The organism is Pantoea sp. JKS000250, assembly GCF_003201065.1.
In the GTDB taxonomy this organism is placed as follows: domain Bacteria; phylum Pseudomonadota; class Gammaproteobacteria; order Enterobacterales; family Enterobacteriaceae; genus Pantoea; species Pantoea vagans.
In genome coordinates this window covers 840118-855439 of the sequence record NZ_QICZ01000001.1, presented here as the reverse complement: position 1 = coordinate 855439, position 15322 = coordinate 840118, and the positions used below count along the sequence as shown (strand labels likewise).

General features: G+C 57.4%; 16 protein-coding genes and 1 other annotated feature. Of the genes, 3 read left to right on the top strand and 13 right to left on the bottom strand.

Annotated features, from left to right (window positions below; translation table 11 throughout):
• Positions 1-45 precede the first annotated feature (45 nt).
• The 9 genes from hisIE to hisL all read right to left on the bottom strand — a co-directional run bounded on the left by hisIE (position 46) and on the right by hisL (position 7272).
• On the bottom strand, positions 46-657 hold the full coding sequence (gene hisIE, locus BY447_RS04275; protein ID WP_013358441.1) for a bifunctional phosphoribosyl-AMP cyclohydrolase/phosphoribosyl-ATP diphosphatase HisIE: 612 nt from the start codon (positions 655-657) through the stop codon (positions 46-48).
• Entirely contained in the window at positions 651-1427 is a 777-nt protein-coding gene (gene hisF / locus BY447_RS04270) for an imidazole glycerol phosphate synthase subunit HisF (protein ID WP_010670962.1), read from the bottom strand. The genes hisIE and hisF overlap by 7 nt, the downstream gene beginning before the upstream one ends.
• Positions 1409-2146, bottom strand: coding sequence for a 1-(5-phosphoribosyl)-5-[(5-phosphoribosylamino)methylideneamino]imidazole-4-carboxamide isomerase (gene hisA, locus BY447_RS04265; RefSeq protein WP_110330611.1), 738 nt, complete (start codon positions 2144-2146; stop codon positions 1409-1411). The genes hisF and hisA overlap by 19 nt, the downstream gene beginning before the upstream one ends.
• Positions 2146-2736 carry an imidazole glycerol phosphate synthase subunit HisH gene (gene hisH, locus BY447_RS04260; protein WP_033733213.1) on the bottom strand — a complete coding sequence of 197 codons (591 nt, stop codon included), beginning with the start codon at positions 2734-2736 and terminating at the stop codon, positions 2146-2148. The genes hisA and hisH overlap by 1 nt, the downstream gene beginning before the upstream one ends.
• Complete coding sequence (hisB, locus tag BY447_RS04255) at positions 2736-3803, bottom strand: bifunctional histidinol-phosphatase/imidazoleglycerol-phosphate dehydratase HisB (RefSeq protein WP_110330610.1); 1068 nt, start codon at positions 3801-3803, stop codon at positions 2736-2738. The genes hisH and hisB overlap by 1 nt, the downstream gene beginning before the upstream one ends.
• Positions 3800-4876 (bottom strand): histidinol-phosphate transaminase, encoded by a 1077-nt coding sequence (gene hisC, locus BY447_RS04250; RefSeq protein WP_110330609.1) that lies wholly within the window; start codon positions 4874-4876, stop codon positions 3800-3802. The genes hisB and hisC overlap by 4 nt, the downstream gene beginning before the upstream one ends.
• Positions 4873-6177: a histidinol dehydrogenase gene (gene hisD / locus BY447_RS04245; RefSeq protein ID WP_110330608.1), complete on the bottom strand. Its 1305-nt coding sequence runs from the start codon at positions 6175-6177 to the stop codon at positions 4873-4875. Before hisD ends, hisC begins: the two co-directional genes overlap by 4 nt.
• 3 nt (positions 6178-6180) lie before the next feature.
• The gene (gene hisG / locus BY447_RS04240) at positions 6181-7080 is read right to left on the bottom strand and encodes an ATP phosphoribosyltransferase (protein ID WP_004571317.1); all 900 of its coding nucleotides are present in this window, start codon (positions 7078-7080) and stop codon (positions 6181-6183) included.
• 48 nt (positions 7081-7128) lie between these two features.
• Positions 7129-7249, bottom strand: a sequence feature (His leader region).
• Positions 7225-7272 carry a his operon leader peptide gene (gene hisL / locus BY447_RS04235; RefSeq protein WP_100396937.1) on the bottom strand — a complete coding sequence of 16 codons (48 nt, stop codon included), beginning with the start codon at positions 7270-7272 and terminating at the stop codon, positions 7225-7227. (Overlaps the previous feature by 25 nt.)
• A gap of 179 nt (positions 7273-7451) precedes the next feature.
• On the opposite strand from hisL, the gene BY447_RS04230 reads away from it, so the two are divergent.
• Positions 7452-8279: an SDR family oxidoreductase gene (locus tag BY447_RS04230; RefSeq protein ID WP_033783626.1), complete on the top strand. Its 828-nt coding sequence runs from the start codon at positions 7452-7454 to the stop codon at positions 8277-8279.
• Between the two features lie 165 nt (positions 8280-8444).
• Here BY447_RS04230 and BY447_RS04225 read toward each other — a convergent pair whose 3' ends face one another.
• Genes BY447_RS04225 through puuD form a run of 3 tightly spaced genes read right to left on the bottom strand, consistent with a single transcriptional unit; the run spans position 8445 to position 11059 of the window.
• Positions 8445-9722: an NAD(P)/FAD-dependent oxidoreductase gene (locus BY447_RS04225; RefSeq protein ID WP_110330607.1), complete on the bottom strand. Its 1278-nt coding sequence runs from the start codon at positions 9720-9722 to the stop codon at positions 8445-8447.
• A 19-nt stretch (positions 9723-9741) separates the two neighbouring features.
• The gene (gene puuR / locus BY447_RS04220) at positions 9742-10299 is read right to left on the bottom strand and encodes an HTH-type transcriptional regulator PuuR (RefSeq protein WP_013358432.1); all 558 of its coding nucleotides are present in this window, start codon (positions 10297-10299) and stop codon (positions 9742-9744) included.
• On the bottom strand, positions 10292-11059 hold the full coding sequence (puuD, locus tag BY447_RS04215; RefSeq protein ID WP_110330606.1) for a gamma-glutamyl-gamma-aminobutyrate hydrolase: 768 nt from the start codon (positions 11057-11059) through the stop codon (positions 10292-10294). The genes puuR and puuD overlap by 8 nt, the downstream gene beginning before the upstream one ends.
• Before the next feature lie 204 nt (positions 11060-11263).
• Between puuD and BY447_RS04210 the strand changes: the two genes are divergently transcribed.
• Positions 11264-12679, top strand: a complete 1416-nt coding sequence (locus BY447_RS04210) for a glutamine synthetase family protein (RefSeq protein ID WP_110330605.1) — start codon at positions 11264-11266, stop codon at positions 12677-12679.
• A gap of 403 nt (positions 12680-13082) precedes the next feature.
• On the top strand, positions 13083-14441 hold the full coding sequence (locus tag BY447_RS04205; RefSeq protein WP_110330604.1) for an APC family permease: 1359 nt from the start codon (positions 13083-13085) through the stop codon (positions 14439-14441).
• Between the two features lie 49 nt (positions 14442-14490).
• Here the strand turns inward: BY447_RS04205 and ygbI are convergent, their stop codons facing one another.
• On the bottom strand, positions 14491-15252 hold the full coding sequence (gene ygbI, locus BY447_RS04200) for a DNA-binding transcriptional repressor YgbI (RefSeq protein ID WP_098052881.1): 762 nt from the start codon (positions 15250-15252) through the stop codon (positions 14491-14493).
• Positions 15253-15322: the final 70 nt, after the last annotated feature.

Below are 15322 nucleotides of genomic sequence, written 5' to 3'. Positions count from 1 at the left end.
TCAGAATCTGCATAAAAACGAAATTCTGAGCAGGTTATTGCACAATTACTTATGGCGGGCGCGCAGGTTATTAATCACGGCGCTGAAGTCGAGATTCTGATCCTGCAACAGCACCATCAGGTGATAGACCAGGTCTGACGCTTCATTGGTCAGCTCATCCCGATCGTTGACGGTAGCCGCAAGCGCAGTCTCCACGCCTTCTTCGCCCACTTTCTGTGCGATGCGCTTGGTGCCGCTGGCGTAGAGTCGTGCCGTATAAGAGCTATCAGGGTCGGCCGTTTTACGCGACGCCAGCAGCTCTTCCAGCTGATAAAGGAAGGTCCACTCAGGCACGGCCGGCGAGAAGCAGCTGGTGGTGCCCAGATGGCAGGTCGGGCCAATCGGATTCGCCAGCACCAGCAGCGTGTCATTGTCGCAATCAGGCGTAATGCTCACTACCTGCAGAAAGTTGCCGGACGTTTCGCCTTTGGTCCACAGACGGTTTTTAGTGCGCGAGAAAAAGGTGACATTGCCCTCTGCCAGCGTTTTTTCCAGCGCTTCCGGGTTCATGTAGCCATGCATCAGCACTTCGCCTGAGACGTTGTGCTGAACGATGACCGGCATCATGCCCTCTGTTTTGTCCCAGTCGAGAAGAGCCTGTTGTTGTTGAGTTAGCACGCGCGAATCTCCACTCCGTTGTCGATCAGAAAGCTCTTCAGCTCACCAATATTAATAATCTGCTTATGGAATACCGAGGCGGCTAAAGCCCCATCCACGTTAGCTTCGGTAAAGGCATCGAGGAAGTGCTGCATGGTGCCTGCGCCGCCCGAGGCGATCAGGGGCACGTTGCAGACTTCACGCATTTTCTTCAGCTGCACCAGGTCATAGCCGTTACGCACGCCATCCTGATTCATCATGTTCAGCACGATCTCGCCTGCGCCCAGCTTCTGTACTTCCTGCACCCACTCCAGCGTTTCCCACTGTGTTACGCGGGTACGCGCTTCGTCACCGGTATACTGATTCACCTGATATTTGCCGCTGGCTTCGTCAAACCAGGTATCGATGCCGACGACAATACACTGCACGCCAAACCGGTCCGCGAGGCGGGTAATGAGCGTAGGATCGGCCAGCGCTGGCGAGTTAATTGAAATCTTGTCCGCACCAAACTCCAGAATACGCGCCGCGTCCTCCGGGGTTTTAATGCCGCCCGCGACGCAGAACGGGATATCGATCACTTCCGCAACGCGTGACACCCAGCTTTTGTCAACGACCCGGCCATCGGATGAGGCGGTGATATCATAGAACACCAGTTCGTCGGCACCTTCGGCGGCGTAGCGCTGCGCCAGCGGCACGATGTCGCCGATGATCTCGTGATTACGAAACTGTACGCCTTTGACCACCTGGCCGTCACGTACGTCCAGGCAGGGAATTATCCGTTTTGCCAGCATGAGATCGCCTCCGAAACTGTGAATTTATCTTCCAGCAGCGCACGTCCGACAATCACGCCCTGAACACCGCTGCCACGCAGTGCGGCGATATCATTGAGGTCGCCGATGCCACCCGATGACTGGAAAGCAATCGTCGGGAAGCGCGCCGTCACTTCCTGATAGAGCGCGACGTTAGAACCGCTCAGGGTGCCGTCACGGGAAATGTCGGTACAGAGCACGTGTTTCAGGCCCACCTGCTGAAAATCGGTAATCACCTCTTCAAGCGTGACGCCCGCCGCTTCCTGCCAGCCACTGATTGCCACTTCTTTGCGGTTACTGGCATCAATGCGCACATCTAACGCGAGCACAATCGCCTCTGCGCCAAACTCCGCGAGCCACCGTTTGACCTCTTCAGGCTCTTTCACAGCAGTGGAACCGACCACCACACGACTCGCACCCGCTTCAAGCAGTGCGTACACATCGTTACGGCTGCGAATGCCGCCACCGACCTGCACCGTGACCTCAACGCCGTCGAGCAGGGTTTTCAGCAGCGCAATCTGGCGTTTCGCCGGATCTTTCGCACCGGTTAAATCCACCAGATGCAGGACGGTCGCGCCCTGGCTGACGTAATCCTGCAGACGTGGCAGCGGATCGCTGCCGTAATCGCGCTGCTGGCCATAATCGCCCTGATGCAGGCGAACCACTTTGCCGTCAATTAAATCTAACGCGGGGATAATCATTACATCTCCAGGAAGTTTTTCAGCAGCTGCGCGCCCGCTTTGCCCGAGCGTTCCGGATGGAACTGGACGCCGAAGAAGTTATCTTTCTGCACCGCGGCGGTGAAGGCTTCACCGTAGTGACACTGAGCGATGGTGCTGGCGTTGACCGGCATGGCATAGCTGTGGACGAAGTAGAAATACGATCCTTCATCAATGCCACGGAACAGATGATTGCCCGCCTGCGCGGTAATCTGGTTCCAGCCCATGTGTGGCAGCGGCAGGCCATGGGTGTCCATCAATGACACTGGCTCATCAATAATGCCCAGCGTTGGCACGCCGCCGTTTTCATCGCTGCCGCGTCCCAGCAGCTGCATACCCAGACAGATCCCCAGTACCGGCTGAGTACAGGCTTTCACCAGATCGATCAGGTCACGCTCTTCCAGCTGATTCATTGCCGCCTGCGCAGTACCGACACCTGGCAGAAACAGTTTGTCGGCGCGCAGCACCACATCGGAATCGCGGCTCACCTCCGGGGTATAGCCCAGACGTTCAATCGCCCATTTCACCGAGGAAAGGTTGGCGCAACCGGTATCCATGATCACCACGTTCATCACAGCACTCCCTTCGAGCTCGGCAGGGTATTACCCTCAACGCGGATCGCCTGGCGCAGCGTACGGCCAAAGGCTTTGAACAAGCTTTCGACACGATGATGGTCATTCTTGCCTTTGGTTTTCAGATGCAGGGTGCTCATCATGGCGTAAGAGAGTGAGCTGAAGAAGTGCTCGACCATCTCGGTGCTCAGGTCGCCCACGCGCTGATAGTTGAATTCGGCTTTGAACTCGATGTGCGGACGGCCGGAGATATCCAGCGCGCAGCGCGCCAGGCATTCATCCATTGGCAGCACAAAGCCAAAGCGTCCAATACCGCGTTTGTCGCCCAGCGCTTTCAGCAATGCTTCGCCCAGCGCCAGACCGGTATCTTCCACCGTGTGGTGATCGTCAATATAGAGATCGCCTTTCACTTCAATGTTCATGCGGAAGCCGCCGTGCACCGCAATCTGGTCCAGCATATGGTCGAAGAAACCCACGCCGGTATTAATCTTGCTGCCGCCTTCGCGGTCCAGCCACAGTTCGACCCGAACCTGCGTCTCTTTGGTGTTACGCTGCACCAGCGCATGGCGGTCACGCTGAGTGAGACGCTGCTGGATGGTCTGCCAGTTCTCGCCGTCAGCGCCGTAGCGGATAGGCTGAATGCCCATGTTCTCCGCCAGCTGCACGTCGGTCAGACGATCGCCAATCACATAACTGTTGGCGGGATCCAGCGCGCCTTCGGCCAGCCAGGCTTCTACCATTCTGGTTTTCGGCTTGCGGCAGTCGCAGTGATCGTCCGGCATGTGCGGGCAAATCAGCACATCGTCAAACGCAATGCCCTGTGAGGTCAGGACCTGCATCATCAGATTGTGTGGACCATCGAAATCCGCCTGCGGGAAACTGGCGGTGCCAAGCCCATCCTGGTTGGTGATCATCACCAGGCGATAACCGGCGGCCTGCAGCGCCAGCAGCGCCGGGATAACGTCTGGCTCAAACGCCAGCTTATCCATACGGTCGACCTGATAATCCTCAGGCGGCTCAGAGATTAACGTCCCGTCGCGGTCAATAAAAAGGGTCTTCTGACTCATGCTTGCTCCAGAGAAAAGGCTTGCAGCGCGGCGATCACTCGTTCGCACTCTTCACGCGTGCCGATGGAGATGCGCAGGCATCCCGACAGGCCCGGATTTTTGTTCTGATCACGCAGGATAATGCCCTGATCCCATAAGGTTTTGAAGACTTTAGGGGAATCGGTAAAGCGCGCCAGCACATAGTTGGTTTCGCTGGGGAAAACCTGCTCAACGCAGGCCAGCTGCGCCAGTTCAGCCAGCAGCCAGCCGCGATTGTCATTCAGCTGGGCCACATGTTCGCGCATCAATGCAATTCCCTGCTCGCTGAGCGCCTGTCCGGCGACGTCGGCAACCGGTGTCGCCAGCGGGTAGGGCGCAATCACCTTCATCAGCAGGTCGATCACTTGCGGGTTCGCCAGCGCAAAGCCACAACGCAGGCCCGCGAGCGCAAAAGCTTTTGAAAGGGTACGCAGGATCACCAGATGCGGATAATCCTTCAGCCAGCCGGTCAGCGTCGCCTGCGGGCAAAACTCAATGTAGGCCTCATCCGCCACGACCAGCGCTTTACCGGCGGTCATCGCCAGCAGCTGGCGAATGTCATCCTGATCGATCAGGTTACCGGTCGGGTTGTTCGGGCTGCAAAGATAAACGACTTTGACGCCATCCAGCTGTTCCGCGATAGCAGGCAGGTTCAGCTGCCAGTCGGTCAGCGCCGACGCGGTACGGTATTCAATGCCGATAGTTTCGGCGCTGACGCTGTACATACCATAGGTCGGCGGGCAGAACAGAATGGCATCCTGCCCCGGCTCACAAAAGGCGCGCATGATCAGTTCGATGGCTTCATCCGCGCCACGGCTGACCAGCACCTGCTCCGGCGTTAAACCCGCGTAAGCCGCGTAGCGCTCAATCACCACTTTAGGCTGACACTCCGGATAGCGGTTCAGCGTCTGCTGCGACAGCTCAAACGGCACCGGCAGCGGAAACTCGTTGGCATTGAGCCAGACATCCCCGTTGCCACCCAGACGACGCGCCGACATATAAGGCGTCAGAGCGCGCACATTGGCGCGCGCCAGCTGCTCAATATTCTGACTCATGCTTGCTCCTTCAGTGCGGCAACGCGCAGGGTGACGGCATTTTTGTGGGCATCCAGCTGCTCGGCGGCGGCCAGGGTTTCAATCGTGGCGGCCAGATTCAGGAAGCCCTGCGGCGTTAGCTCCTGCACCGTCATACGTTTCTGGAAATCGGCCAGGCCCAGGCTGGAACAGGTCGAGGTATAACCGTAGGTCGGTAACACGTGATTGGTGCCCGACGCGTAATCGCCCGCAGACTCCGGTGACCAGTCGCCTAAGAAGACTGAACCGGCGCTGGTGATCGACTCCACCAGATCGCGTGGCTGACGGGTCTGCAGAATCAGGTGCTCCGGGCCGTAGAGGTTAGAGATGGCGACACACTGCGCCAGATCGCGCGCCACGATCAGGCGGCTGCTCTCCAGCGCCTGACGCGCCGTGGCCGCACGCGGCAGCTGCGCCAGTTGCTGTTCAACCGCGTCCGCAACCGCCTCTGCCAGCGTCAGTGAAGGCGTCAGCAGAATCACCTGCGAGTCGGGACCGTGCTCGGCCTGTGAAAGCAGATCGGAGGCGACAAACGCGGGCGTGGCACCTTCATCGGCAATCACCAGCACTTCAGAAGGTCCGGCAGGCATATCAATCGCCGCGCCATCGAGTCGCTGACTCACCTGACGTTTCGCTTCGGTCACCCAGGCGTTGCCCGGGCCAAAAATCTTGTCCACACGCGGCACGGTTTCGGTGCCGAAGGCCAGTGCGGCAATGGCCTGCGCGCCACCGACCTGGAACACCTCTTCTACGCCGCACAGCTGCGCAGCATAAAGGATCTCATCGGCAATCGGCGGAGGCGAACAGAGCACCACGCGACCACAACCGGCGATGCGGGCAGGCGTCGCCAGCATCAGTACGGTAGAGAAGAGCGGGGCGGAACCGCCAGGAATGTAGAGCCCGACCGATTTCACCGGGCGGGTGATCTGCTGGCAGCGCACGCCAGGCTGGGTTTCCACATCTACCGGCGGCAGAATCTGCGCGTTGTGGAAGGTTTCGATATTACCCACTGCGACGGCCATCGCCTGCTTCAGCTCGTCACTCAGACGGGCGCTGGCGTCTGCGATTTGCTGCGGTGTCACGCGCAGGTTTTCCACCTGCGCCTTGTCGAAGCGAGCGCTGAACTCGCGCAGCGCTTCATCTCCCTTCAGTTTCACCTGCTCCAGCACATTGCGTACCGTCAGCGTGACGTTTTCAGAGGCAGCGATGGCAGGACGCAGCAGCAGCGCCTGCTGTTGTTCGGGGGTGCACTGCTGCCACTCAATCGGGGTAGAAAAGGCCATGGCTTACTCCATCATCTTCTCAATAGGCAGCACCAGAATTGAACTGGCACCCAACGCTTTCAGTTTTTCCATGGTTTCCCAAAACAGGGTTTCGCTGCTGACCATGTGCATCGCCACACGGCTGACATCGCCTGCCAGTGGCAGAACGGTCGGGCGCTCCGCGCCAGGCAGCAGGCTGATGACCTCTTCCAGCCGCTCACTCGGCGCATGCAGCATGATGTACTTCGATTCACGCGCTTTAATCACGCCCTGAATACGGGTCATCATCTTGTCGATCAGCTCCTGCTTGGCGGCGGGCATCTCGCCGTCGCGCTGGATCAGGACGGCTTTTGAACGATAGATGACTTCCACTTCACGCAGGCCGTTGGCTTCCAGGGTGGCACCGGTAGAGACCAGATCGCAGATGGCGTCTGCCAGACCGGCGCGGGTCGCGACTTCGACGGAACCGTTCAGTAGGCAGGTTTTAAAGCTGACGCCTTTTTTGTCGAGATACTGTTTGAGCAGGTGCGGATAAGAGGTGGCGATGCGGGATTTATCAAGGCATTCCGGGCCGGTGTACTCGGCGTCGGTCGCCATCGCCAGTGAGAGACGGCAACCGCCGAAATCCAGGCGACGCAGCGTAAAGTAGCGCGGGTCTTCGCCCTGAGCGCGGCGTGAGAGTAACTCCTCTTCCAGCACGTTTTCACCGATGATGCCGAGATCGACCACACCGTCCATCACCAGGCCAGGGATATCGTCATCGCGCACACGCAGGATGTCGATCGGCATGTTCTCCGCAAACGCAATCAGGCGCTGTTGCTGAAGGTTGATTTTAACGCCGCAGCGCGCCAGCAGTTCGCGTGAATCATCACTTAAACGGCCAGACTTCTGCATAGCTATGCGTAAACGGGTGTTATCTAACATGGTTCCTGTCCTCTTAATCCTGTCCTGAAAGTGTGGTTGCGTCAGCCCATAAAAAAACCCCCGGAAGACGATCTTCCGGGGGTTCTCTTGCGTTCACACCACTGGAAGATCTTGAAAGTCTTCCAGCACCAATCGCCTGAAAGACTAGTCAGGATGATGGTGGTGATGATGGTTGAACTGAACGCGTGTCATATTAATCTCGTCGATGAATGAGTATTCATTTGTGGGGTTTAACCTAGCGAAGATGGCAGCACTTGGCAACACTTTTTTAAACAGGCGGTTCGGAAAGCGCTGAAACAGGTTGTTCTGGTTTGCAATCCGGGGGCAAACTACGGTGAAGTCAGGGTTGATGTTTCACGTCAGGAGTCAAAATGAAGAAGGTCGCGATTGTGGGACTGGGCTGGCTGGGTATGCCGCTGGCCACGGCGTTAACGGCACGAGGCTGGCAGGTTACCGGCAGCAAAACCACGCCAGACGGAGTTGAAGCCGCACGCCGCTGCGGCATTGAGGCGTTTCAGCTGGAGCTGACACCGGAACTGCTGTGTGATGCTGCCGATATCGAGCCGCTCTTTAACGTCGATGCATTAATTGTCACGTTACCTGCCAGCCGTACTGCGGAAGGCGGCGAAGCTTATCTGCAGGCGGTGCAGAATGTGGTCGATACCGCGCTGGTGTATAAAGTGCCGCGCATCATCTTTACCAGCTCAACGTCAGTCTATGGCGGCAGCTCTGGCATTAAACGGGAAAACAGCCCGCTGACCGCCGAAACGGTAGCCGGTAAAACGCTGGTTAAGCTGGAGAGCTGGCTGCATGATTTGCCGGGAACCAGCGTGGATATTGTGCGTCTGTCCGGTCTGGTCGGGCCAAAACGCCATCCGGGACGCTTCCTCGCCGGTAAGCAGGATGTGGCAAATGGCTCGCAGGGCGTAAATCTGGTGCATCTGGATGACGTGGTTGAGGCGATTACGCTGCTGCTGCAGTCGCCAAAAGGGGGCCGGGTGTACAACCTCAGTGCGCCGAAACATCCGACGCGTGACACCTTCTATCCCGCAGTTACGCGCCAGCTTGGTCTGCAGCCGCCGCAGTTTGCGCCAGAGGCCGTCAAAGACAGCGGCAAGCTGATAGATGGATCCCGTATCTGTAGCGAGCTTGGTTTTGAGTATCGCTATGACGATCCGGTGAAAATGCCGCTGGAGTAACACGCGGCTGACGTTGATGTGGGGGCAGGGCGCCCCCGCTGAAACGCCTCTGTTTTGCTATCTGTATAGTTACAACATGCCAATTTGGTTTATTCTGCAGGGCAGAATGTGCCCCGCAGAAAGACCGTTATACGGCTCACCTGACGCAATGCCTGGCCCTTAATCTTACACCCCCAGCCGATCCCGCAACGCATACCACACCGCGCCCATGGCCGTCAGCGGCACCTTAAAACGTCGGCCACCCGGGAACGGCAGGTGAGGCAGGCGGGCGAAAGCATCAAACCGCTCGGCATCGCCGCGTAATACTTCGCTAATCAGCTTGCCGGAAAGATGGGTACTGGTGACGCCATGGCCGCTGTCGCCCTGCATAAAATAGACATTCTTCTCCATCCGGCCAAACTGCGGCATACGCGACAGCGTCAGCAGGAAATTGCCGCTCCAGCTGAAGTCCAGCTTCACGTTCTGCAACTGCGGGAAAGTGCGGCGCAGTTTGGGCCGGATTAGCGCTTCAATGTCAGCCGGTTCCCGCGCGCCGTAGACCACACCGCCGCCATAGAGCAGCCGGTTATCGGCGGTCAGACGGAAGTAATCCAGCAGATAGTTACAATCTTCCACACAATAATTGTTCGGCATCAGCGACAGTGCCTGATCGGGTGTCAGCGGCTCGGTCGCCACAATCTGCGATCCGCACGGCATGCTTTTCCTGCTCAGGCGCGGCTCCAGTTGCGGTGACAGATAGGCATTACCGGCGAAGATCACAAACGTCGCACTGACCTCGCCATGAGCGGTTTTCACCCGGTTAGGTGTGCCATAAACCACATCTGTCGCTGCGGACTGCTCATAAATGCGTCCACCATGTCGACGAATTGCTTCTGCTTCTCCCAGCGCCAGGTTCAGCGGATGCAGATGGCCGCCACGTCGATCCAGCAGCCCGCCGACATAACGTTCGGTGGCAACTTCGCGGCGAATAGCGCGTTCGTCCAGCAATTCCAGATCGTGATTGCCATACTGCTGCCATAGCTTTTTTTGCTTTTGCAGATGCGCCATCTGTCTCGGATTCAGCGCTGCAAAAATGCCGCCAGGCCGATAGTCGCACTCAATCGCATACCGCTTAATGCGATCGCGGATAATCTCAGCACCTTCAAACATCATGCTGCCCAGCATGCGGGCGCTCTCTTTGCCGTAGCGTTGTTCAATCACATCCACGTCGCGGCTGTAGGAGTTCACCACCTGACCGCCGTTCCGGCCGCTGGCACCAAAGCCGACGCGCGCCGCTTCCAGCACGACCACGTCGTAGCCGACCTCGGTCAGATGCAGCGCCGCTGAAAGACCGGTGAAACCGCCGCCAATGATGCAGACATCGCACTGAATGCTCTCCCGCAGGGTCGGCCAGGGCGCATGCGGATTGGCGGTCGCTGCGTAATAACTCACCACATAATTCATAAGAACCTCCGGGAAGCGCCTAAAAGTTGGCTGGCGTGTGGGCACTCACAATGCGGCAGGGGATTTCAGCCCTGTTGGTGAAGCTGTGCGGTAAGCCGGTATCAATCACATAGCTCTCTCCGGCGGAGAGATGAAACTGCTGACCGTTAATCACCAGCGTAATTTCGCCTTCCAGCAGCGTGCCGGTCTCTTCGCCTGGATGACGCAGCTTCTCGCCGGTGCTGGCGCCGGGTTGATAGGTTTCAAGCAGCATGCCCAGCGTGCGCTGCGCACGGCCATTGTCGATGAGCTTCAGCGACACACCCTGGCTGCCAATTTCCAGCAGATCGCTGGCGCGGACAATCACCTTTGGCTCTGCGTGGGGTTTGGGTTCTGAAAAGAATTCCGACAGTGAAAGCCCATAGACTTTCAGCAGCTTCTGCAGGGTGCTGACCGCCGGGCTGACCTTATCCTGCTCAATAGTGCTGATGGCGCTGTGGGTCAGTCCGGCCAGTTCGGCAACGCGACGTTGCGACAATCCCATCGTCTGCCGGATCTGCGCCAGCCGTCGTCCCGGTGCCAGCGTGACATCACTCATCTGCTTTTCCCCTGTGATAGCGAATGGCGGCCTGAATAAAGCCGCTGAACAATGCCTGCGATCCCGCCGTACTTTCCGGCTGCCATTCGGGATGCCACTGCACCGCGAGGGCGAAGGGATGCTGACGCAGACTCACCGCCTCAATCAGGCCATCCGGCGCGCGTGCCTCAACGCGCAACTGCGGCCCCGGTTCGCGTACGCCCTGATGATGCAGAGAATTGACCGCAAGCGGTTTGCTGCTGTCCAGCAGCGTTGCCAGCAGGCCATCCGGTTCGATAGCGATCGGATGCGCTGTTGCATACTGCTGATCCAGTGGCAGCGTCTCATCTTCATGATGACGCTGAAATTCTGACTGCTCACTGAGATCCCGCCACAGCGCGCCACCATTGGCCACCACCAGCTCCTGCAGCCCACGGCAGATACCAAACATCGGCATTTTGTGGCTGGTGGCCCAGGTGATGAGCTGAAAGGCGAGACGGTCGCGGCCCGGATCGGCGTGCGGCTCTTCACCGGCTTCACCATAATGCCAGGGTTCGATGTTGCTGGGACTGCCGGTGAACAGCAGACCATCCAGCACAGCCATAGCGTTTTCTGATAAATGAGGCGCATTAATAAGACTATGGGGCAGGGCGAGGGGCACGCCGCCCGCCAGGACAATCGCATCAATATATTTGTCATGCACCGTCTGAGTCGCATGGCCGCCCAGATCTTTCTGGCACATCACTACGCCAATCAACGGCTTGTCAAAAATAATGCCCATCTCACGTCCTCGCATCACTGGTCGAAATATCTACCGAAAGGGCACGTCTGGCGGTTAAGTGTGCAATATTTTTTCAATCTAGCAATCTGCTGTTTGTTCTTCAAACAGATTTGTTACATTTGCACACTTTTTGTGTTGGCGCTATGTTAGTGGTGTGGCTGTTATTTTGAGCATTACGCAAACCTAATAGGGGCGGGTGAGATCATGACTAACCTGGTAGAAGTGGAAGACTTCACGCTTCACAGTGAAGAGAAACGAACCAGCGCGTTCCAGCTTGAGGTGAAAGCCTGGCTGGAGCGCCATCCTGAAACGCAGTATGTCGACATCCTGTTAAATGATTTAAATGGTGTGTTCCGCGGCAAGCGCATTCCGGTCTCTGCGCTGCCTAAGCTGGAAAAAGGATGTTATTTCCCCGCATCGGTGTTTGCCATGGATATTCTCGGCAACACGGTGGAAGAAGCGGGACTCGGCCAGTCTCTTGGTGAACCCGATAATCTCTGCCTGCCCGTTAGCGGTACGTTAGTTCCCTCCGCCTCTGACCCTAAACACATCGCGCAGCTGCTGTTAACCATGTGCAACCAAGATGGCACTCCCTTTGACGTTGAACCCCGAAATGTCCTTAACCGGCTGTGGCAACAGTTGCGCAACCGAGGTCTGTTTCCGGTGGTAGCGGTAGAGCTGGAGTTCTATCTGGTAGACAAAAAGCGCGATGCTGAAGGCTTTATCCAGCCGCCCTGTTCGCCTGGCAGCGATGAACGCAATATGCAGAGCCAGGTCTACTCGGTCGATAATCTCGATCATTTCGCTGATGTCCTGCGCGATATTGACGATCTGGCCCGTCGGCAGGGCATACCGGCTGATGGTGCGCTGGCGGAAGCCTCGCCCGGACAGTTTGAGATCAACCTGCATCATACCCGCGACGTGCTGCGTGCCTGCGACCATGCGGTGCAGCTGAAGCGCCTGATTCGTCAGGTCGCGGAAAATCACGGCATGACCGCCACCTTTATGGCGAAGCCTTACGAGGAGTATGCGGGCAGCGGGATGCATGTGCATATCAGCATGCTGGATGCCGCCGATCACAACGCCTTTGCCTGCGATGACGGCAGTGATTCACCGCTGATGAAGCGTGCGCTGGCGGGCATGATCGACCTGATGCCCGCGTCAATGGCGCTGCTGGCACCCAACGTGAATGCCTATCGCCGCTTTGTCCCTGAAGCCTATGTGCCGTTGCAGGCTTCGTGGGGGCATAACAACCGGACCGTCGCGCTGCGCGTGCCGTGCGGAGATATCGACAATCATCGTATTGAGTATCGGGTGGCGGGCGCTGATGCCAATCCCTATCTGGTTGTCTCGGCTATCCTGGCCGGGATGCTGCATGGGCTGGATACGCAGCTGCCATTGCCGAATCCGGTCACCGGCAACGGACACCATGCCGAAGGGCTGGCCCTGCCGATCCGGCAGAGCGATGCGCTGTATGAGTTTGACAGCAGCTATCCGCTGCAGAAGTTACTGGGCGAACGCTTTGCCAGCGTCTGGCACAGCTGCAAAAACTATGAACTGATGCAGTTTGAACGACTGATTACGTCTACGGAAATAGACTGGATGCTGAAAAACGCCTGATGAGCTTCTCAGCTTTACTTTGTCGCGCTTTTTTTTGCATAAGGTGCCCCAACGGCTTGTATTACTGCCACGGGTTAGGGCAGAATACGCGGCCTGCAAAATCAGATGATAACCGACGCTTAACGCGCCGGTTATTTTTTTGCATCCAGTTTTAACAGAGCGTTTTTGCTGACTTAACCGAGGCCGGGCACGCACCCGGATAGATAAACACTGAAAACACGCGTAAGCGTGAGATTGAGGATTACAAAGATGGGGATGTTTTTCACTCTGCCAGCCAACGCTGGTACGCGTTTTCGTGATGACTACGGCGCCGCGTCAACCGCTAACCTTACTCCCTGTCGCTTAATGCGCAGTTGCCCTGTGACCCAGCCCAGCCAGGCTGTCGCACATGGGGGACTGAAGCATGTCGCTTAATACCTCCGCCGCACCGCAGCGTGCGCAACTCAAAAAGACGCTTACGTTACTTCCGGTCGTCATGATGGGCTTAGCCTACATGCAGCCTATGACCCTGTTCGATACCTTTGGCATCGTTTCCGGGCTGACCGATGGTCACGTCGCCACCGCTTATGCTTTCGCGCTGATTGCGATTCTGTTCACTGCCGTGAGTTACGGTAAGCTGGTACGCCGCTTCCCCTCTGCGGGCTCCGCTTATACCTACGCTCAGAAGGCGATCAGTCCGCACGTCGGCTTTATGGTCGGCTGGTCATCACTGCTGGACTACCTGTTCATGCCGATGATCAACATCCTGCTGGCTAAAAACTATTTCGAATCGCTGGTGCCGGGCATCCCGTCGTGGATCTTCGTGGTGTTGCTGGTCGGCTTTATGACGCTCTCTAACCTCAAGGGCATCAAAACCGTCGCCAACTTCAACAGTGTGATTGTGGTGCTGCAGGTCATTGTCATGGTCGGGATTACCGGCATGGTGATCTACGGTGTGGCAAGCGGCGTCGGTTCCGGCACGCTGGTGAGCAGCCGTCCGTTCTGGTCTGAGAATGCGCATGTGGTGCCGATGATTACCGGTGCAACCATACTCTGCTTCTCGTTCCTCGGCTTCGATGGCATCAGTTCGCTGTCGGAAGAGACCAAAGATGCAGAACGCACCATCCCGCGCGCGATTTTCCTGACGGCGCTGATTGGCGGTGTGATCTTTATTGCGGCATCTTACTTCCTGCAGCTCTACTTCCCGGACATCACCCGTTTCCAGGACCCGGACTCCTCACAGCCAGAAATCATGCTGTTCGTAGCCGGTAAAGCGCTGCAGGTCGGTATCCTGATCTTCTCGGTGGTCACGGTACTGGCATCCGGTATGGCGGCGCACGCAGGCGTATCGCGTCTGATGTATGTGATGGGCCGTGATGGTGTGTTCCCGGAGCGTTTCTTCGGTTACATCCATCCAAAATGGCGTACCCCGTCGCTCAACGTACTGCTGGTGGGTGCGATTGCGCTGATGGCGATTAACTTTGACCTGGTCACCGCGACCGCGCTGATTAACTTCGGTGCGCTGGTAGCGTTTACCTTCGTGAACCTGTCGGTGATTGCACAGTTCTGGATCCGTGAGAAGCGAAACCGTACGCTGAAAGATCACGTTCAGTATCTGCTGCTGCCGCTGCTCGGCGCGATGACGGTCGGTGCGCTGTGGGTGAATCTGGAAGCGAGTTCTATGGAGCTGGGCCTGATCTGGGCCGCCATCGGGATTATCTACCTGGCATTCGTGACCCGCAGCTTCCGTAATCCGGTGCCGCAGTTCAGCGAAGAAGTTTAATATCGCTAACGTTGCCGCCTTCCGGCTTTATCAGGAAGGCGGCAACAGCTTAACCGGCCAGCACCAGTTCCCAGCTGCCCGCACTCAATAGTTCCCGCCCCGCATCACTCAGTTTGTTGTCTGTCACCACCTGATCAAACCTCTCCAGCGGTAACGCCAGGAACGTTGCTATTCTGTTGTACTTCGAACTGTCACTCAGTAAAACCCGTTTGCTGCTCACGTCGCACACTGCCTGCTTCACCATCACTTTATCTTCATCCGGTGTAAACAAGCCGCGTGGCCCCCAGCAGGAGGCGGAGATAAAGGCGATATCAATGGCCAGATTGCGCAGGCTGCGTGCTGCCGACTCGCCGACGCAGGAGCGGTTCTCCCGGCATACGGTGCCACCCGTGTGGATCACCCGGCACTGACTCGCCTCCATCAGCAGATTCGCCACCATGAAATCATTGGTCACCACCAGTAAATCATCACGATCCACCACTTCCTGTGCCAGCGCTAAGGTCGTGGTCCCGGCATCCAGATAGATGCAGCTATTACGGGGGATGTGACGGGCAGCGGTGCGGCCAATGGCGCGCTTTTCATCGTTATAGAGGGTGCTTTTCGTCAGATGGGACGGTTCGGCCGCCAGTCGATCGGCGGAACGCACGCCGCCGGAAACCGACAGCACGGCGCCTTGTTCTTCCAGTTTCTGCACATCCCGGCGTATGGTCATGTGCGATACGCCCAGCCGCTCAGTTAACTCTGCAATGCTCACCACGCCCCGATCGGCCACCAGTGCCAGGATCTGTTGATGACGTTCAACCGGAATCATATCTGCTCCCTGATAATTACCATTTTTTCACATTATAAAGTATCTGCCGGTCAACCAGAACAAAAAATAA

What these genes read in the sequence shown, in the direction of transcription:
- hisF (WP_010670962.1), bottom strand. Translation starts at nt 1,427, where the DNA reads ATGCTGGCAAAACGGATAATTCCCTGCCTGGACGTACGTGACGGCCAG.
- hisA (WP_110330611.1), bottom strand. Translation starts at nt 2,146, where the DNA reads ATGATTATCCCCGCGTTAGATTTAATTGACGGCAAAGTGGTTCGCCTG.
- hisH (WP_033733213.1), bottom strand. Translation starts at nt 2,736, where the DNA reads ATGAACGTGGTGATCATGGATACCGGTTGCGCCAACCTTTCCTCGGTG.
- hisB (WP_110330610.1), bottom strand. Translation starts at nt 3,803, where the DNA reads ATGAGTCAGAAGACCCTTTTTATTGACCGCGACGGGACGTTAATCTCT.
- hisC (WP_110330609.1), bottom strand. Translation starts at nt 4,876, where the DNA reads ATGAGTCAGAATATTGAGCAGCTGGCGCGCGCCAATGTGCGCGCTCTG.
- hisD (WP_110330608.1), bottom strand. Translation starts at nt 6,177, where the DNA reads ATGGCCTTTTCTACCCCGATTGAGTGGCAGCAGTGCACCCCCGAACAA.
- hisG (WP_004571317.1), bottom strand. Translation starts at nt 7,080, where the DNA reads ATGTTAGATAACACCCGTTTACGCATAGCTATGCAGAAGTCTGGCCGT.
- BY447_RS04230 (WP_033783626.1), top strand. Translation starts at nt 7,452, where the DNA reads ATGAAGAAGGTCGCGATTGTGGGACTGGGCTGGCTGGGTATGCCGCTG.
- BY447_RS04225 (WP_110330607.1), bottom strand. Translation starts at nt 9,722, where the DNA reads ATGAATTATGTGGTGAGTTATTACGCAGCGACCGCCAATCCGCATGCG.
- puuR (WP_013358432.1), bottom strand. Translation starts at nt 10,299, where the DNA reads ATGAGTGATGTCACGCTGGCACCGGGACGACGGCTGGCGCAGATCCGG.
- puuD (WP_110330606.1), bottom strand. Translation starts at nt 11,059, where the DNA reads ATGGGCATTATTTTTGACAAGCCGTTGATTGGCGTAGTGATGTGCCAG.
- BY447_RS04210 (WP_110330605.1), top strand. Translation starts at nt 11,264, where the DNA reads ATGACTAACCTGGTAGAAGTGGAAGACTTCACGCTTCACAGTGAAGAG.
- BY447_RS04205 (WP_110330604.1), top strand. Translation starts at nt 13,083, where the DNA reads ATGTCGCTTAATACCTCCGCCGCACCGCAGCGTGCGCAACTCAAAAAG.
- ygbI (WP_098052881.1), bottom strand. Translation starts at nt 15,252, where the DNA reads ATGATTCCGGTTGAACGTCATCAACAGATCCTGGCACTGGTGGCCGAT.